The 18558-nt window shown below is 63.1% G+C and carries 17 protein-coding genes; 6 read left to right on the forward strand and 11 right to left on the reverse strand.

Going from position 1 to position 18558, the window contains the following annotated elements; all coding sequences use genetic code 11:
* Positions 1–236: 236 nt before the first annotated feature.
* From AB7G19_RS25475 to AB7G19_RS25490, 4 genes are all read left to right on the forward strand, one after another.
* Positions 237–1910, forward strand: coding sequence for an arylsulfatase (locus AB7G19_RS25475; RefSeq protein WP_441268228.1), 1674 nt, complete (start codon positions 237–239; stop codon positions 1908–1910).
* A gap of 360 nt (positions 1911–2270) precedes the next feature.
* On the forward strand, positions 2271–2534 hold the full coding sequence (locus tag AB7G19_RS25480) for a hypothetical protein (protein WP_028157629.1): 264 nt from the start codon (positions 2271–2273) through the stop codon (positions 2532–2534).
* 253 nt (positions 2535–2787) lie between these two features.
* Entirely contained in the window at positions 2788–4116 is a 1329-nt protein-coding gene (gene clcA / locus AB7G19_RS25485; protein WP_439034733.1) for a H(+)/Cl(-) exchange transporter ClcA, read from the forward strand.
* Between the two features lie 360 nt (positions 4117–4476).
* Positions 4477–4863: a hypothetical protein gene (locus tag AB7G19_RS25490; protein WP_085402293.1), complete on the forward strand. Its 387-nt coding sequence runs from the start codon at positions 4477–4479 to the stop codon at positions 4861–4863.
* Between the two features lie 147 nt (positions 4864–5010).
* Here AB7G19_RS25490 and AB7G19_RS25495 read toward each other — a convergent pair whose 3' ends face one another.
* Together AB7G19_RS25495 and AB7G19_RS25500 are read right to left on the reverse strand one after the other, a co-directional pair.
* Positions 5011–5529 carry a hypothetical protein gene (locus AB7G19_RS25495; RefSeq protein WP_439034732.1) on the reverse strand — a complete coding sequence of 173 codons (519 nt, stop codon included), beginning with the start codon at positions 5527–5529 and terminating at the stop codon, positions 5011–5013.
* Between the two features lie 162 nt (positions 5530–5691).
* Positions 5692–6117, reverse strand: coding sequence for a hypothetical protein (locus AB7G19_RS25500; protein ID WP_441268229.1), 426 nt, complete (start codon positions 6115–6117; stop codon positions 5692–5694).
* A 150-nt stretch (positions 6118–6267) separates the two neighbouring features.
* On the opposite strand from AB7G19_RS25500, the gene AB7G19_RS25505 reads away from it, so the two are divergent.
* Positions 6268–7239 (forward strand): LysR family transcriptional regulator, encoded by a 972-nt coding sequence (locus tag AB7G19_RS25505; RefSeq protein WP_439034730.1) that lies wholly within the window; start codon positions 6268–6270, stop codon positions 7237–7239.
* Positions 7240–7320: 81 nt separating this feature from the next.
* Here the strand turns inward: AB7G19_RS25505 and AB7G19_RS25510 are convergent, their stop codons facing one another.
* The 9 genes from AB7G19_RS25510 to AB7G19_RS25550 form a co-directional block, all read right to left on the reverse strand.
* The gene (locus tag AB7G19_RS25510) at positions 7321–7683 is read right to left on the reverse strand and encodes an ArsR/SmtB family transcription factor (RefSeq protein WP_135214285.1); all 363 of its coding nucleotides are present in this window, start codon (positions 7681–7683) and stop codon (positions 7321–7323) included.
* Complete coding sequence (locus AB7G19_RS25515) at positions 7683–8345, reverse strand: SRPBCC family protein (protein WP_135214286.1); 663 nt, start codon at positions 8343–8345, stop codon at positions 7683–7685. Before AB7G19_RS25515 ends, AB7G19_RS25510 begins: the two co-directional genes overlap by 1 nt.
* A gap of 169 nt (positions 8346–8514) precedes the next feature.
* Positions 8515–9393: an AraC family transcriptional regulator gene (locus tag AB7G19_RS25520; protein ID WP_135214287.1), complete on the reverse strand. Its 879-nt coding sequence runs from the start codon at positions 9391–9393 to the stop codon at positions 8515–8517.
* Positions 9394–9598: 205 nt separating this feature from the next.
* On the reverse strand, positions 9599–10858 hold the full coding sequence (locus AB7G19_RS25525; RefSeq protein ID WP_441268840.1) for a serine hydrolase domain-containing protein: 1260 nt from the start codon (positions 10856–10858) through the stop codon (positions 9599–9601).
* A gap of 192 nt (positions 10859–11050) precedes the next feature.
* A complete protein-coding gene (locus AB7G19_RS25530; RefSeq protein WP_441268230.1) occupies positions 11051–12970 on the reverse strand; it encodes a Vps62-related protein in 1920 nt (639 codons plus the stop codon).
* Positions 12971–13242: 272 nt separating this feature from the next.
* The gene (locus AB7G19_RS25535) at positions 13243–14136 is read right to left on the reverse strand and encodes an APH(6)-I family aminoglycoside O-phosphotransferase (protein WP_441268231.1); all 894 of its coding nucleotides are present in this window, start codon (positions 14134–14136) and stop codon (positions 13243–13245) included.
* 184 nt (positions 14137–14320) lie between these two features.
* Entirely contained in the window at positions 14321–16534 is a 2214-nt protein-coding gene (locus AB7G19_RS25540) for a hypothetical protein (protein ID WP_441268232.1), read from the reverse strand.
* Between the two features lie 173 nt (positions 16535–16707).
* The gene (locus AB7G19_RS25545; protein WP_028150930.1) at positions 16708–17004 is read right to left on the reverse strand and encodes a hypothetical protein; all 297 of its coding nucleotides are present in this window, start codon (positions 17002–17004) and stop codon (positions 16708–16710) included.
* Between the two features lie 396 nt (positions 17005–17400).
* On the reverse strand, positions 17401–18360 hold the full coding sequence (locus AB7G19_RS25550; protein ID WP_439037332.1) for a cupin domain-containing protein: 960 nt from the start codon (positions 18358–18360) through the stop codon (positions 17401–17403).
* Between AB7G19_RS25550 and AB7G19_RS25555 the strand changes: the two genes are divergently transcribed.
* The gene (locus tag AB7G19_RS25555) at positions 18304–18429 is read left to right on the forward strand and encodes a hypothetical protein (RefSeq protein WP_354117641.1); all 126 of its coding nucleotides are present in this window, start codon (positions 18304–18306) and stop codon (positions 18427–18429) included. The two genes, AB7G19_RS25550 and AB7G19_RS25555, sit on opposite strands and share 57 nt — an antisense overlap.
* Positions 18430–18558 lie beyond the last annotated feature (129 nt).

Here is an 18558-nt window from a genome sequence, read left to right on the forward strand (position 1 = left end):
GTTTTCGGGGGTAAAGCGGAAGTAGCGCGGACATCGCCAAACCGTCGCTTTTGACCCGCAGCGGACATCGCGGAGCGACGCCTAGCAAGCGGCATAGACCCGTCACAATCGGTGTCTTGATCTAAATCAAACAATCGCACATTGAACACGCTGTGGCGCAGAGCTAAAAAGCACGACTGCGACATATCCATTCGTTTGGCACAAGTGACCGACCTTTGAAATCGGAGGAAGCAGTCATGAGTATCCGAAAGAGTGTTGCGCACGGCATGTTCGCACTGTTCGGCGCGATGTTGGTTGCGGTACCTCAAGCGACCGCACAGCAGCAGAAGCGGCCAAATGTCGTCATGCTAATGACGGATGACACTGGATGGAACGATTTCGGCGCCTATAGCGGGGGTGGCGCCGCGCTCGGCCATCCAACACCAAACATCGACCGGATCGCTAAGGAAGGCGCGACGTTCACGAACTGGTACGGGCAAGCAAGCTGCACGGCAGGCCGCGCCTCGTTTATAACCGGACGTATTCCGATCCGTTCGGCGCTCTCCATCGTGGTCGCTCCGGGCGATGAGAATGCGCTCAAAAAGGAGACGCCGACCATAACCGAATTTTTTCAAAAGAACGGCTACTCCACCTACTTTTCTGGCAAGTGGCATCTCGGTGATAAGCCGGAGTCCTATCCGATCGAGCACGGGTTCGACGAGATGAAGGCGTTCGCCGCATACTATCCGGGCGTCTACACCTATGCCGATACGTCCAAGTGGTTTCATCCATGGTTTCCCTCGTACAACCCAGAGATCGCGAAAGCCTATTTTGATGTCGTAAACATGTACGAGTGGGAGGGAGTTGCTGGACAACCGGCGAAGAGAGGCGAGTACATTACGTACGATTACCTCGCCAACTTTGACGTCCGGCAGGCTGATTACGCAATCGATTACATCAAGAAGCACGCCAAGGACGCCAAGCCATTCTTCATGGACGTCAATTTCATGAAGATGCACAACCCGACCAACGCATCATCAAAATTCGCCGGGAAGTCGCGGTTGGGCGATTACTCGGACTCGGTGATAGAGCTCGATGACGACATCGGCCGGATCATGGACGCGATCCGTGCCGAAGCGCCGAATACGATTGTGATCGTAACGGCAGACAACGGGGCGTGGCAGGATGCTTATCCTGATGCGGGCACCACGCCTTTCCGCGGCGAAAAGGGTTCAGCATTTGAAGGAGGCTGGCGCGTACCCGGGTTAATGTGGTGGCCCGAACACATTCCCGCCGGTGCAAATTACCATGAAATGATGTCCCATATCGACTGCTGGGCAACGCTCGCCAAGATGGTCGGCCTGAGCCCGCCGCCGCACGGCGCATGGACCGACGATAATGGCAGGCCAATCTACTTCGACAGCATCGACAACAGCGAGTACATCCTCGGCCGCGCGAAGCACTCGGCACGAAGGTCGTGGATTTACATCGACGGCGAAAGCTTCATGGGAGCGCGGGCGGATGTCGGCGGTGATCCAACCAACCCCGATCTCAGCATCGCATGGAAGTATCTCTGGACGGCCAAGGACACTTGGCTCGGTCCGGAGCAAAATCTCGGCGCGATTGGCTCGGTCTACAACCTGACGATGGACCCATTCGAGAAATACGACATGGTTTTCAACGGCGCGATGTCGGCACGTATGCCATTGCAGTCGCCGGGCAAGTACACCGGACAGGACAACGGCTGGGTCTTGGCACTAATCTTCCCGGTCGTGATGGAATTCAACAAATCGATTGCCGACTATCCAAGCATCAAGCGTAAGCCGGGCGGAGCCTCGAACGATTGGAGACCGGATCTGCAGCGCCCGGAAAACCCGGTCCCGATGCTCGACATGAAAAACCTGCCGAATATCAAGGGGAGCGGTGGGTAATATCGCGACGTCCCGTGAAGCCATTGGCTGACGGGCTGCATCAAGCGGCATACGGCGGGTCGGCTTTCACGAGCGGCTCGCCGTCGCGCATCGAGTGCTTGCCCGGCGGGAGCCAACGTCGCCTTTTGGCCCATCAGCGAAGTGACGACACCTTTCATTGAGGTCCGCTTGGTGGGGTAGAGCGGACTGACTTTGCTCACTCTGTGTTCTTCGCATTTTGACCCGAAGGCGACATCCGAGGAGGTCGCCAGGCAATAGCCTTGCTGAGATCACTCTCCTTGACATTTCAGCTTGTCGACGCTGACGCTGCATTGCTCGGCGATCGTCTTGCAGCCTTCGCAGCGTTGGAAAGGTATCACCATGAGGAAGACGTTGTTGGCTCTCGCTGCCGTCGCGACTTTGGTCGTTTCAGCAGCCTCGCCCGCTTATGCTGGTCCGCGCTATGATTACGGCCCCGGCGGCAATCCGTATCCGCGCACTTATCCCGGACCCGGCGGCTATCCGTACTGGTCGGGCTATGTCGATGCCCCGGTTGGAGAGCCGATCCCGCCCTGCCACTGGATAACCCAGCGCTTCTGGGACGGGCATGGCTGGCGCGAGCGCCGCGTGCGCATCTGCGGCTGATCAGGTCGCGGCTGTTTCAGGGCTGCAATGTCTGCTTTCAGGAGATAAGCGAACCAGGTCAAGCAGGTTGTCGAAGTCAGCCTGTGACCCAAAGCGAGGCCTTGGTTCGGCGCACCTTTTCGTTGGGACGTGCGGTGAGGTCCCTCGGAGAGGCAGTTGTTCGGTCAAGTTGGAAGCATTCTTTTCCGGGACATTCGCCAGTGATTTTGGCAAAGATTAGCCCTTGCGAAGGCCTCGGGATCATCGACCAGCCGTGGACCATAACCCTAACGACGACCGGCAAGTCGTAGACGAACGTCGCAGCCTGTTGGGGCTCGCGGCGATGGCGCTCATCATAGGAGCGGCGACTGGATGCGTTGGGGCGATCTTCCGGCTTTTGCTCGCGCATGCCGATCGTCTGCGCGATGCGATGATCGTCTGGGCCCATGGCCACGCAATCTGGGGGTTCTTGACTGTCGTCGGCGCGTGCGCTGTCGCGACCCTGGTTGCCGCGTGGATGGTGCGGCAATTCTCGCCACACGCTTCGGGCAGCGGCATTCCGCATGTCGAAGCTGTTCTGCGCGAAGAGATCCCGCCGGCTCCGTTTGGCCTGGTGCCAGTGAAATTCTTCGGCGGAATACTGGCGATCGGCTCCGGGCTGGCGCTGGGCCGTGAGGGGCCGACCGTCCAGATGGGCGCCGGTATCGCGGTTTTCGCTGCGCGCGTCTGCCGGTTGTGTTGGGCGGACTCGCGAGTGCTTCTGGCGGCCGGCGCCGGCGCCGGCCTTGCAACGGCCTTCAATGCGCCGATTGCCGGGCTCGTGTTCGTGCTGGAGGAACTGGTGCAGAGGTTCGAACACCGTGTTGCCATCGCCGCCCTTGCAGCACTGGCGACGGCGATCCCGGTCGCAAGGCTGCTTCTCGGTGACGCGCCCGACTTTCACATCGGGCCGCTGAGCTATCCCAGCGCTGAGTCCGCCCCGCTGTTCCTTACTCTGGGTGGCATCGCAGGCCTGCTGGCCGTCGCATACAATCGCACCCTGCTCGCGACCATCGCAGTTCGCGACCGATTTGGAGGGCTACCGATCGAGCTACGCGCCGGATTGATCGGCGCAAGCGTCGGCATGTTGGCCTGGTTCGCGCCCGAACTGGTCGGCGGCGGAGATCAGATCACGCAGCGGGCGCTGATCGGCCACGAGAGTGTGGGGATCCTGGGGGGCGCATTCCTGATCCGATTCGGACTCGGCGCTCTCTCATACGCTGCCGGCACGCCCGGCGGCCTGTTCGCACCCTTGCTCGTGCTGGGAGCCCAGTCTGGGTTGCTGTTCGGGGCGGCTTGCCGTCTTGCATTCCCGGCGCTCTCTATCCAGCCGGAAGCATTTGCTTTGGTGGGCATGGCCGCTCTCTTCACCGGCGTTGTGCGCGCGCCGGTGACCGGCATCGTTCTCGTCGCTGAAATGACAGGTAACGTGACGATGCTGCTGCCGATGCTGGGAGCTTGCTTCATGGCGATGCTGCTGCCCACGCTGTTGGGTAATGCGCCGATTTACGATTCCCTGCGTGAGCATACGCTGCGCTTGGAGCGGCAAATCAGACAGAGATGAGATCGGTGTCACCCACCCCAACGACGCCGATGCGTTGCAACGTTTTGAGCCTTCGACTTCCCCATCGGAAATTCTGTTCTTGAGCAGCGTTCATTTCCGCTTGTGGGCCCCTGGCGGACGCTTTGTGGTCTTTGCTCAGATGTCGGCTTGTGACCCAACGCGGACGTAACCGCTGTGCGAACGCGGGAACCAAGACCTCCTTCAATGCGACGAAACAAAACCTGCCGGGATGAAACCATTTTCCGGCGTTCACGAAGGCATGGTGAAACCGCCGGCCATTAGAAAGCGACCACAGGAAGCGATGGGCCGAGGGGGCGCTGCGTAAGGAACGACAATCGCCATGGGGCGAGGAGCGAAGCCATGTCACAGATTCGCAAAGCTCTTCTAGGCGCTGTCGCGACCGCGTTGACGCTCGGTGCAGTGCAATACGCTTCAGGTCACGACCTCGTAAACCGCTGGCAGGCGGTCTCCGAACAGCCAAGCCACATCGTCAATCGCGCCGGCAAGGCAGATCATCTTGCCGACCGCAAGCCTTTCGCAGTTCCGACGAAAACGGTTTCGCTGCGCTTGAACGATCTCGCCGATACCTCGGTCTTGCTGCGTATTCCGGCTGCGCAGGCCCGCACCACCAAGCCGCCGACGCTGCTGCGGAATCAGAGCCGTAAGCCGACACTTGCCTGCGAGCCCGTGGTCAGCGCGCTCACGGAAGTCGCAAGGCTTCTGCAGCCCGGCCGTTGCGTGACCTGATCGGCTCAATCCTCACCGTTCATACGCCGACCGGAACGCAAACGGCCGCGCCTTGCCTTCATGCGCCAACGGCTGCTCGAGGCAGCCGCCGATTGGTAGGGAGGGCGAGGCCTCTGTCGGAGGGAACTCCTACTTTAGCGGTTCGTCTCAGGCCGCGCCGGCCAGTGCCGCGGCATCGGCGCCGAGCCGAGGGCGTGCCAGAAAATAGAACGCGGTGACGTGCGTGATCATCAGCAGCGGCACGTAGATGATCGGGATCGCGTAGGTTGAGCCAAGCCACTCCGCATGCGCGGGAAGGCCGACCTGGATGGCGTCATAGTAGTCGACGACGAGATCGACCGTGCCCGCGAGATTGAAGGCGACGACGAACAGCCAGAAGAGCGTGCGTATCCTCACCGTGAGAAGCGCCAGCATGGCCAGCACCCCGGTCGCGAAGTCGCCCCAGGCGGCGAACATGGCGAAGCGAGCCGGCAGGTCCGGGCTCACGATGCCGGGAAGGATGAAGACGAGCCCGAAGAAGCGGAAGCTGTGCAGAGTGGCGATGGCACGGTGCGCGTCGCGCCCGTCCATCGACCTGAGCCAGGGCCAGACATACGTGCCGAAGCAGAGCAGCCACGCGACATAACCGAGGACAAGATGTATCTGGAAGAGAGTTTCTGTCGTCATTTTGGCCTCCGATCAGATCGCGACTAGCGCGTAGAGCAACGAGGTCCACAGTGCCGTGAATGGGACGGTCCAAAGCAGGCTATGCCAGGCCCGAAGCGGCGGGGCGATCGCAGCGGGAGCAGCATCGGTGGTCATCGGCCGCCCTCCATCCGAGTCTCGCCCTTATTGCCGACGCTCGGGATTGGCCATGAGCGAGCGGAGCGGCAAAAGCGGACCGATTGCGATATACTCGTGGTCCATCAGATCTTGCCTGGCCAATGGGAGATCCTCCATGATCGCCTGCGCCCCGGCGACATCCCCGGCATCGACGAGGAAGACCGCTCCGCGCCCATCGCCACGTGAATACCACTCGCGAATTTTCCCATTGAGATAGAGCTGCACCGTCTGCTGGATTTCAGCGGGCATGACGGCCATGACCTGCTCGCGCGTGACGCCCGCCTTCACGGTCAGGATGACCATCACCCCGGTGGTTGTGGGCGACATGGCTTGTGAGATGGCTTGTGTTTGGGCAACGGATGGATCGGTCATGGAAGTCGCTCCCATCAGGGTTAGGGTGAGCATGACGACAAATTTACGGATGACTTTCATCGGTCTCGTTTTCCGGAGCACGGCGGCCCCCTTGGTTCTCTGAGATCGCGCTGACGTCGCAGATGTCCGCCATCAGCGATGGTTCCGATCTGCGAGCGAGACATACGATCGATTGGCGCGAGCGACTATTCGGGATAATGTTGATGGGCTATGAAGCAGAACTTCACAGTCAGACAAGGCGCGCTCGATGGCGTGGAAGCGTTCCTGCGCGTCGCCCAGTACCGCAGTTTCCGCCGCGCAGCCGCGGAGCTCGGCGTCACGCCATCGGCCATCAGCCAGGCGGTCCGCGCGCTCGAGGCACGTGTCGGCGCAGCCTTGTTCATACGCACGACACGCAGTGTCGGCCTGACCGAGGCCGGCGCGCGGTTCCTCTCGCGCGCAAAACCCGCTTTCGAGGAGCTTGTCGCCGCAAGCGAGGTTGCGCGCGATCTTGGGCAGCGGCCGACTGGACTGTTGCGCCTCACCGTGCCGCGCGCGGTGATACCGATCCTGCTGGAGCCGCTGATCGCATCCTTCTGCCAGGCCTATCCCGAGGTCGAAGTGGAAATCGCCGCCGGCGAGGAATTGGTCGACCTCGCGGCCAAGGGGTTTGATGCCGGCGTCCGGATGGGCCAGTTCATCGCCACCGACATGGTCGCGGTCCGGCTGACGCCCCCCTTCCCGTTCGTGGTCGTCGGCAGCCCCGACTATCTAAGCCGGCACGGGCGGCCCGAGCGTATCGACGACCTGCGTCGGCACGCATGCCTGCGCATTCGCCGCAGCAACGGATCGATCGCGCCCTGGTCTCTTGTCGATGGCAACAAGACAGTCGAAGCGATCGTCTCGGGGCCGCTGATTGCCCACGACTTTCCCACCATGCTTGGCGCCGCCGTGGAAGGCATGGGACTTGCGCAAGTGCCCGCGCCGATCGCCACCAGCCTGGTGAAGACGGGAAAGCTCGCACAGGTCCTGAAGTCTTTCGCGCCAATGGCGCCGGGCGTGTTTCTCTACTATCCGAGCCGTCATCAAACGATGCCGAAACTGAGAGCCTTCATCGATCACGTGAAGGGCCGCCCGGTCGCTGCCGGCAAAACGCGCGTTCACGCTGATGACAAGCGAACGCGCGGGACGAAAACGCGCTGATATCGAAAGCGCGGATGGCGCTGGGGAGATGAGCGCGCAGGATGGATAGAGCGAAGCGAAACCCATCCTACATTATGGAGCTCACGCCCTCTTCCCGCTCCGTTTGGTCATCGGCGCGTGACGTCGCTCCCGTTTGCCGCGCGCGATCTCCGTCGCCAGCGCGTCCAGCTTCGGCTCCCAGAAATTCCTGAACTGACCGATCCACGCATCCACCGACCGAAGCCCCGCACCGTCGACCGAATAGAGTCGTCTTTGCGCCTCCGCCCGAACCGTCGCAAAGCCGCTCTCGCGCAGCACCTTGAGATGCTGCGACACGGCCGCCTGCGTGATCCCGAACTCGGCCCCGATCGCTTCAACGACCTCACCGGACGCCATCTCCCCCGGGGCGAGCAGCTCGAGGATGCGACGGCGCACGGGATCGGCGAGGACCTCGAAGACGTGCATCAGCTTCCTGTGCCCGGATGTGCGACGTCAGGCGGCATCTCGCCGCGGTAGAAGGCGATGGTGCGGTCGGAGCGCTGCTTCGCCGTATCAGGATCGACCCCGCTTGCGACATGCGCCGCGCACCAATATTCACCGCTTGTCGTCATGAATTCCTTACCGGCAGGAGAGCCCATCCAAGCCTCGGCCGTCTCGTGGTCGACCGATGCGCCGGTCGCAACATATCGTTCCAATCCCGCGATGGCGAGATCCCAACCGATACCCACCGCACCAGGACCGAACTGATTCCAATGGTCCTCGATAATTGCGGTGTGCTCCAGCGTCAGACGCGCCTGATCTCGTTCTGCCGCCAGCTTGACGTCGATCCAGCTTATCCCGCCGCCGAATTCCCACGTCGCTGCAAAATGCGTCGGCGGCGCACATGCCGTAATGGTGCCGCCCGCGTTCCCCTTCAGCTGGTACCTTCCGCCCAGCTGGAGGTCTCCCTCGACCGGCAGGAACCAGCGCGGAATGCGTTGCCGGCTGGTCACTGCGTCCCAGAGATCGTCGACACTGGTCTCGTAAAGCCGCGTCAGCGTCACCGTGCTGGCTGCTTTTCCATCCTTCTCGAAATTCTTCACCGAACGCGTGACAAGCCCCAAGACCCTGGCGACGTCGATTTCCATTGCATCCCTCCGTATCGTTTCGCGCAATGGCGAATATCGGCCCTAACTAATATAAGTCAACTCTTATATTAGTGAGACCGTGCCGCTGTGGCTGGCGCTCCGGGCAGACCGTACGACGCATGGAGCGCGCGATATTGATTGATGCCAGTTCGTCCGCCGTCGGAGGGCGCTATTTCAGCGGCAGGAACACGTCCGCAACCGTCTCATGCTCCGGCACCTCCGGGAAGAAACTCAGCCGCTGGCAATAGATCGGGAAGTCGCGTGCTTCCTCGCCGCTGGCCGGAAGCCAGTCGCGATAAAGGTAGAGCGCGGCGGGCTCCAGATTGTCGGTGTAGCCGACGACCCGCAGCACCGCGCAGCGTCCGCCGGGGATCTCGCCGGCCTTGATCTCTTCGCCATTCGCCTCGATCGGCTGGTCGGTCCCGACACAGAGGTCCGTGCTGTAAGTGGCGGGCGAGGAAGGACGCCGTTCGGACCGCCAGACATTGAAGGTCGGACTTGTCCTGGGGTGCAGGCCGGCTGCCTTGCGCCACGCGATGAACCGCCGGATGGTGTCGCCGAGCGTCGCCGGGTCGCCCCGATGCTCCATGATCGCCACCCTCGTGGAGGGCACATCGCGTATCGTCACGTCGTCGGTGGTAAAAGTCTTCATGAGCTTGCTCCTCGCGTTGTCGAGAGGCCCGAAGGCCACAAGCCACGGCTCCCAGTCGGGAGAATTGCGGAACGACGACGGTGATTGCCCGAACCGTTGCCGAAAGGCGCGGGCAAAGGCGTCCGGTGCATCGTAACCGGCGTCCATCGCGATGTCAGTGACACCAAGGGCGTCACTGTAGGCCAGCATGTAGGAAGCGCGCTTCATACGGGCCAGCTGGACATAGCGATGCACTGACAACCCGAAGGTCGCCGTAAACTGCCGGTGGAAATGAAATTTCGAGAAGGCCGCAACGCTGCTCAGCGTTTCCAGGTCCAGATCGCTGTCGAGATGCCGGTCGATATGGTCCAGCACCCGCCGCATCCGATTCTGATAGTTTTGCAGCGCCGCCTTCATCGTCCCTCCTCCGTGGCGGCTCCAGATAGCCGCTGACGGCGATCATTTGCTCGACCGATCTTGCGGTTTGGAAGTTGTCGCGAATTCGTCGGCCCCGTAGGGCGGATTAGCGAAGCGTAATCCGCCATCTTCAACGCGGCTCGATGACAGATGGTGGATTACGCCTTCGGCTAATCCACCCTACGCCATCAGCCCCCGCCACGCCCTACCCGCCGGCCATCAGCTCCTTTGCCAGCGCCATATAGGCCGGCAGCGTCACGGGGTCGTTGGCGGCGTTGCCCGCGACGGGGTGCGATGCGTAGCGCGCGATCACCATCTCGGCCTTCGGATCGACGTAGATGCCCTGGCCGTGAACGCCCCGCGCCATATAGGCGCCGTGGGCGTTGTGCGTGACCCACCATTGGTTGCGATAGGACGCGCCGGGCAGCGTGGTGTAGCCGGCCGGCTTGAACTTCTCGGGATCGCCGCCGCGCGCGATATCCTCGACCACCTGTGACGGGACGATCTGGCGGCCGTTGAATCGGCCATGATTGCGCATGGTCTCGCCGAAGCGGGCGAGATCGCGCAACGTGGTCGAGAGGCCGCCACCACCGCTCTCGGTGCCGATGCGATCGACGTGATAATGCGCGTCCTCCTCCGCGCCCATTGGCGTCCAGACGCGTTCGGAGAGAAGGTCGGACAACGTCATGCCGCTGACGCGCCGGCAGATCCAGGCGAGCACGTCGGTGTTGACGGTCTTGTAGGCAAAGGCCTTGCCGTGCTCGCCCTGCTTCTTCTGCGCGGCAAGGAAATCGAAGATATTGGTCGCACCGTCATAGTCAGGCGGAATCGGCGCCATGCCGTTGGCACGCCGCAAGCCCCACACGTGGGAGTTCTTGTCGGTATAGACTTCGGTGTATTCGAGCCCCGTGGTCATATCCATGACCTCGTGCACGCGCGCATCGCCGAACGCGCTGGCCTTCAGCTCCGGCACATAATCCGGCACGAGCGCCTGCGGATCGATCTTGCCCTCGGTGACCAGAATGCCGGCGAGCACGCCCGTGAAGGATTTCGTCACCGACATCGCGATATGCGGCTTGTGCGGCTTCAACACGCCAAAATAGCGCTCATAGATCAGCCTGCCCCGATGCAGCACCGCGATGCCGTCGGTGTAGGTCTCCTCCAGCATCTTTGCGAACGTCATCGGGCGCCCGTCCATGGTGGTCGAGGCGACCGCGCCGATGTCGTGGTCCTCACGCGGCAGCACCGACGCAGGCCCTGCTCCGCGCCAGACATTCACCGTCGGCACCAACTGGCGGACGTTGCTCCAGGCCCAGCGCAGTTCGGGAAAGCTGCGGAAGGAGCCGTTCTGGAAGGTGATCGTGCGGTCGGGCGCTGGCGGGAGGCCCTTCATCCAGCCGAGCGCTTCGGGATCGGTCTCGGTGGAAGTTGCGGGCTGTTGGTTCGGGGCAGTTGCGGCGGACATGAACACGAACTCCGGAAGCAGCGGTGCGGATGGCGTATCATGGGATGGCATGATCCACATCCGGCGTTTGCGCCGAGGTGCCGTGCAGTGATCGGGGCGGCGGCGCCCCTTCGCCGCCTGCCCCTGCTTGGTCAATCACACGCCGATCGACGTCGTCAACATCGACGCCTGCATCCGACAGCGCATCGCGCCTTACTCGAAGGTCGCGCTGTTCCAGTACACCGTCGGTGACGACTTGCCGGGATGCACGACGAGAAAGCCGCCCTGCCAGGGGACCACGCTAGGCGTCCGCTGGGTGAACGCGCCAGCGATCGTGCCTGAATCGCTCCAGTCCGCGCCGTCGCTGGTGACCGAGTAACGCACCTTCTTGTTGTTGTCGGCATAGAAGCAATAGAGCGTCCCGTTCGGCCCTGCGGCGAGCGCGCCGCTGGTGTTCGAACAGAGCGACATGCTCGGCAGCAGATTGGGGCCGGTCCAGTTCGAACCGTCGGACGACACATAGGCGCCGAGCACCGTCGGCATCCCCTTTTCGAGACCGGCGATCGGCGCCACGATCACCAGCGCGCCCCCGCAGCTCTCCACCGCAGGCGCCACCAGCCCACCGCCCGCGATCGTCGCAGGCACCGGGCCGTCGACGCTGGGAATCATCACGCTTTGCGGAGACCCGAAATGCACCCAGTCGGTCGTGCTGAGATACTGGATGCTGCCGTCGGCGCCGCCCCAGGCAATATACCAGACGCCGTTGAGCTGGCCGATGCTGGCCCCGGTCGTGGCCGGCGGTGCGGGCCAGAGCCCCGCTGCGCTCCACGGCCCTCCGGACGCCCCAGAGGACGAGATGAAGGCGAGAAGGCTGGTCTTGCCCAGACCGAGCAGCGCCAGTCCGCCCGAGGGCGTCGCGCAGGCGGCCAGTCCGCCGAACGGGCTCATGGTAGGCGACTTCGCACTGGACCATTTACCCTGATTGAGGCTCCACGCACGCATCGCTGGCGGCAAGGGATTTCCCATTCCGATGCAGAGGATTTGCGATCCCGGCATCGTCGCCAGCGCCACCGGAACGAGACTGACGCTCGAAGCGATAGGCGCGTCGGTGCCGAACGGGAGGAAGGTCGGCGTCACAGCCCAGGAGCCCTTCTGCGACGGTCCCGTTGGGCCGGTCAGATCGCCTTTCGCGATCGGCAGGATCACTTCCGAGAGCCAGGCCTGCAGCGTCGTCGAGCCTGCGACGTACTGCACGGCCTCCTCGACCAGCACATTCAGTTGCATGCCGTCGGCGGCGGCGGCAACCAATGTGCCGATCTCCGCGTCGGTCAGCGTGGGCTCGATCGGCTGTCCCCAGCGGCCCTTAAAGGCGAGCCAGGGTGGCGGGGTCACGGGCGTGGGAAGGATCGCCTGCGCATCGTTCTGAATCACGACCGGCGGATTAGGGGTGACCAGATTGACCGTCGGACCGCCGCCGCGCGCGTAGTCGGCGACCGCGAAGCGCACGTCCCACACATCGACGCCGCCGATCTCGTAGGTGCTGTTGCTCGAGGCCGGATAGTTGGCATGCGACCCGCTCGCGACATAGACGTTCGGGTGCGTACCGCTGAGCGACAGGAAGCCGTCGTTCGGCGAGCACCATTGTCCGCCCGAATGCTGCGAGAAGAATACGCCGACGACCTGCTGGTCGATATTGACGCGCACCGTGACGCATTCCCAGTCGCCCCAATGGATCGAGAGCGGCATCAGCGCCTGACCGGTACTGCCGGTCCAACCGGTGACCTCGAAGGTCTCCTGTCCGTTATAGGGATAAAACAACCAGTACTGGAGATCGACCATGTCGGTGCGGTCGTCGACCGGCAGGACGTGAACATAGCTGGTGGCGGTGGGGATATAGCCCTTCATCAGCGAGGCCCATATGGCCTGCGGCGCGACCAGATAGTCGTCGGGGCTGCTCTGCTCGGCCGTCCCCCAATTCCACTGACCGGGACCGGAATAGATGCCGCCGGCGGCCTGATAGCCGACCTGGCCGATGTACCAGTCGGTCGACGAAGGCAGATTGACCTCGTCCTTGTCGAGATGAAGGATCGGCGCGAAGTTCGAGACGAGTTCGTCAAGCGTAGGCCAGGCCATGATTTGCTCCCTGCTGGTCGTAGATCGACGGTCGGGAGCTTCGAACAACCGATATTGGACGCGAGCCAGCCCCTGCGCGATAGCCTACAACAATACACGCTTAAAGCGAGATCACATCATACTGAAACTGAGCGCAGATGAAACAGCGCGGCAGCGATGGAGAATTTCACACTGCTGTCATTCGTCTGTGTAGATGACGGCGCACGCGTTTGCGTCTTGGCGCGGCCGCTCGCGCGGGGGCCGCGTCATGAGCGAGCACTCGCGCGCCGAGGCTAAGCGAGCAGGCGGCGAGCTATTGTATTGATGGTAAGGTCGATGGCGGCGCCCTGCTCGTCGCCGTCGCCGATAAACCAGGCTGCCGACAACCCAGTCCACGCAACGATCCAGCGAAGCAGCCGCTCGGGCTGAAGTCCCGTCACGGCGACCACGATATCCAGCCGGGTCTCCAGTCGACCCGGCAGGGTCGCAAGCGGACGGCAGGGATCGCTGAGGTCGGGGTTCGTGAAGATGTTGGCATAGTCGAATGTTCGTTCGCCGATCAACCCATGCGGGTCGATCGCCAGCCATCCCCGCTCACCGAAGTCGAGCACATTCTCGTGGTGCAGGTCGCCGTGCAGCGGACCGATGGCGTGTGGCGCGGCCAGGAGCTGGCGGGCGATGTCGGCGGCGGGCGCGAGTGCCGCATGGTCCGGGGCGAGCTGGAAGAGCGGCTGAAACCAGGCTTCCAGCGGGTGCAGGTCGGGAAGCGGGCCGGACCGCGTTGTGTGCAGCTGAGCCGCCGTGTCGCAGAGGATCCGGCATGCCTTGTCGTCCCGGCCCGACCAGGCCATCTGCGCGAGATCACCGGCTCCCGAGGCCCGTTCCATCAGCAGAGCGTCCGCACTCGAGGCAAAGACCCTCGCAGCGCCCTGACCGTCCCACCAAGTGAGAAGGCGATAGCCTGCCCCCTCATCGGGAATACGGGCGATCTTGAGCATTGCAGGCCGGCCCTCGTGTCGGACCGGCAGGACCCAGCTGGAATGGGTGGTCAGCAGTGCCCCGTCCGGAACCAGACGCCATCGTTCAAGCCAAATTGCGACTGGCGCTGGAATATTGGGATGCGAGTCCATGGGGTCATCACCTGAGATCATGTCCGGCGCTCTGTCTGCCGAGACTTGATCAATCATGCGGCCGGCCACCACCGTTTCGTTGCAGCGATACCCTTTCCACGTTTTCGTTTTCCTTTCCCGTGGCCAAAGAGTCGCGCTTTCGCGTCGCCGTCGGTGGAGGTGACGGCGCACCTGCGACAACACAGTCGCAGGTGCGCTCGCCCATGACACCGATGGTCTTCACCGGACTCTGGCGAACCCGTTACCGCTTCCGTCCAGCGCGCCCCTTTGCCTTCGCCGCGCGTTTGCGCCCTGGGGCGGCTGCTCGCGCCGGTCCGCGTAGCGTACGGCCGCTGGTCTCAGTGGACAGTTCGGGACGCAACCTGGCGAGCTTGGCGCGGTCCGGCAGCATGTCGGCAAAACCGTCGATCGCGCGCGGCGCGGTCGTATCGTCGCCGGCCGCAACCGTTGCGGCGCGCGCGCCTGACGGCACTGCGGTCTGGCTGAGCGCCTGCAATCGCCGGCACGCTTCACCGAGGTGATAGGCATCGCCGCCGAGCGCCACCCATTTGCCGACCTCGGGATGCAGCACGAGATTGGCCGAATGGTTGTCGCTCGCGCTGGTCGGATAGTCGACGAACACGTCGATCCCCGACTGCACGCCCACCATCACGCCCTGCGCCGACCACGACACCGCGACGTCGACGCGGTAGCGGCCCGGTTTCTCGAAGGCGAAGCCCGCGGTGCTCCAAAACACCTTGGCTGACGCCGTGACGCTCTTGCCGGGCTCGAGCTCGCCAAGCTTCGCGTGCTCGCACAGGATCACGAAGGGCCTGACCGGACGCTCGTGCCCCTCGCCGTCGGTGACGGTGATCGATGCGAACAGGGCCTCGGTGCTGACGTCGTTCGGCGCGCGCAGCGACACGCCGCTCGTGTTCGTCATCGTCCAGGTCAGATCCAGCGGCTGGCCGAGCGCGACGCGGTCGGTCGTGGCCGTGACCGTCAGCGCCAGCTCGGAAGGTTCGAAGTCGTGCCGGTCGGCGGCTTGCGGCGCACCGGTCGGGAACCAGCTTGCGAACGGCCATCCGCCCGGACGAATGACCGGATCCGGCATGTGGTTGAGGTGATGACGGACGTTGGTGTTGTGCGCGAGCGCGATCTGGTCCGGGAACACGCCGGGTGCGCCGGTCGCGGGACCGCCGAGCACGTCCGCGACACTCGGCGTCGTGGTCATGATCGAGTTGTCGGCCGCCGTCTCCTGCTCCTGATGGATCTGGTTCAGCGTATGCGTCAGCTCGTGGGTCGCGCTGCGCAGGAACGCTCGCGGCACGTCGCGTTGCTTCTTGTTCGCGGCGAGACCGAAGTTCGAGGAGTCCGAGACGGGATAGCCGTCATCGGAGAAGCTGGCGCAGCCTTCGCGAGGTACGCCGATCTGGTCGTACATGATGCCGCGCGAGCAGCCGAGCTTGGCGGGCACCACGATCATGTGCACGCGCCATTCGGTGTCCAGATTCGTCGCGGGATTGCGTACGGTCGTCATCAGCGCATGCAGATCCGCTGAGCTCCAGCAATTGGTCGCCACCACGCCTGATGGCACCGGAACGTTGAGCTGGTCCTGCACCACCGACAGCTGCCAGCCGGTCTTCGCAAAGACCGTGTCGAAGAACTCGGTGCCACCGGCACCGTCAGGCACCGGCGCGGGCCGGACGGCTCCGACCAGCGTGTCGATCTCCAGCGTGGCGCGGCGGAAGAATTTCGACACCCAGGCGAGCGTGACGCTGCCCTTGTCCACGCCGCCTTCGAACAGCCGGCCCTGGTAGAACGGCCCGCCGGTCAGGGAGAACGGAAACGGCGCTGGCAACTTTGAAAGCTTCATCGTCACGGTGCGCGACGGCGAAGCCGGGAACGTGCCCTTGAACTGGCCGGCCGGCGGCTGCGTGTGATTGAACTGCTCGGCGACAATCGTCAGCTCGCACTTCTTCGGCGGCGGGACCGCGACCGGCGCGGACACGCTGGTCACCCTGAGATAGGAATGATAGCGCGCGCGGGGGAAGATGGGGATCCGCGGCCTGCGGATCGGAAACGGAATCAGGGGGTCATCGAGCGCACTGAGCGAACCGGCCAGGCTCGTCAATCCCGAGCCCGCCGCCGCTTCATCTTCGTCCGCGTCGCCCACCGGCACCACGGGCCCCACCGGCGGGATCGGACCGATCACCGGCCGGCGCGAGTAGAGATCGCCGCTGACGATCAGATGGTCGGCGCCGCCGTCGGGTGCCGAGCGATCGACGCGCAGCGTGCCTTCAAAGGTCACGAAGCCCGCGGTCGGCCTGAAGTTGATCTGGTAGCAGCCTTCGCGGAAGTCGAGCCTGCAGAGCCTGAACGGCGGAAACGGCTGCAGATCGGTCGAGGCCGGCTGATCGCCGGACTCCTCGTCGCTGAAGCTGATCTGGCGCGACAGCGGGACTTGCGGCTTCATCGCGGGCTCGACCGATGCCGCGGTCATCTTGGAAAGGCTGCCACTCGATTCATGCTCTGAGCAATTGCACATGTCGTCTTCTCCTCGTTGAAAGGGTGAGACGATCGACGTGAGCATCGGGCTCGTTCGCGGGTACAGCCGCGTTATTTCGGTCAGCTGTGGCGTGCGCAGTCCTACGCGCGCCGATAGGTCACGACACAGCCCTCTGAATCCGTAAACTCAAATCGGTCGGCCTTGAGTGAAATGCGATAGGTCACAAGTTCATCAGTCGCCGTCCCGACGACGAGTGTGTTGGAATCTTCGAGACGGTAGATTCCCGCGTCCCACCACACCATGCCCTGCCCTGGTCCGCGCATGCCGCGGTAGGTGCCGGTCGAGAATGTGAGAGTGGCGGGGTACTTGTCCGCACACGCAGCCGACGTGGATTTGGTCCACGTACCAACCATGCTCTGTTCGTGTTTGTCAGCCATAGTGTCTCCATAGCTCTCATCGGCCGAGCGGCCGATTGGAGGCTATTTCAACATGCCGTTCTGGCGTGTGCAGCTCATTTGAGGCTGATGTGATGGCGGGTGTGCCAAATCGACTAAATTCACCTCGTTCAATCACAACAGGTACTCTATCGCAGCATTGACGCAAGCGTGCGTGTGAGATGCTTCACACCGAAGGTGCGACAATTGAGCACCGGCGATGAGAGCGAGATGACAGCGCGGCGGAGAAGCAGCTCAGTCTGCATCTTGCGAGAGCGGGCTCAAATCAGAACCGGCGTTCGTGAACAGGACATTGGATGGCGCGGTTCGCAGAGACGTGGTCGCGTTGCAGGTTGGCAGCACGCCTGACATTCACGGTGAGCACCAACTGACGCAAATTCAATCGGAGACTTTCACTTCCGAACCGTGCACTTCCGAACCGTGCGGTTGACCTTGGTGTCCATCAAGGCGCTGAGAGGTCCGGTAGCGGCCGGGCGACATGCCATGATGTCGATGAAAGAGTTTCGAAAACGCCGCCGCTGTCTCGTACCCGACCTGGCTCGCGATCCGTGCGATGGGCTCATCGCTGGTTTCGAGCAGGAACGCCGCTTCCGCCATCCGGCGTTCGATCACATAGCGGTGCATCGACTGGCCGACGAGCTTGGTGAAGCGGGCCGAGAATACGGAGCGGCCGAGCCCCACGCGATGGCCGAGGTCGCTCAGGGTCCAGGGCCGCTCCGGGTTTTCGTGGATCAACTTGAGCGCCGGTCCGATATGCGGGTCCGATATGGCCCCGAGCCAGCCGCCTTGTCCGGGACTGAGAGACGCGATCCAGCTTCGGAGCACCTCGACAAACAGCACTTCCGTCAGTCGTGAGAGCGCGACGCGCTGGCCGGGACGCTCGTGCGCGGACTCACTCACCATGCGCCGCAGGATGGCTTCGAGCCAGCCACCGTCCGCCGTCGGCTTCAGCAGAAGCACGGGCGGAAGCATTTCCAGCACGCTGCTGAACGAGGGCCGCGACACGGTGAAATTGCCGCAGATCATGGTCGAGAGCGGCTTGGCACGGCCGCCGTGACGAACGACGCCAAGACGTGCCGACGATCGATCGAGGTCCACAATCTGCAAAGGCTTGGCCCGGCGATCCGAATAAAACACATGGGGCTCGCCGCGCGTGATGACGACAAAATCGCCCTCGGTCATCTGGATTTCCTGTCCGAGTTCGAGCGCGAGGGTCGCGGAGCCCCGACTGAGATAGTGAAACAGCGCGTAGGGGCGCGCCGGCAGCGCCAGATTCCAGGGGTGACCGAGCTCGAAGTGGAACAGCAGCGTCCCGCCGAGACGAACGCGATCGAGCACTTGGGCAAGGATGTCCATGCCGCCGAAGTTAGTCCGGTGGACGGTCGGACACAACATCCGGACGATTGATCCCTACCGTCCGAAAAGCCCGCGAACTAGGTCATGTCGCGGCGGGCCGACGTCATGTGCGGCAACCATTTCGCCAACGGCGGATGGAAGAAACCGCGACCAGGCAGGAAACGCCTGTCCATTCCCCCG

Origin of the sequence: Bradyrhizobium sp. 215_C5_N1_1, assembly GCF_052075935.1 — a bacterium.
GTDB classification, from domain to species: domain Bacteria; phylum Pseudomonadota; class Alphaproteobacteria; order Rhizobiales; family Xanthobacteraceae; genus Bradyrhizobium; species Bradyrhizobium barranii.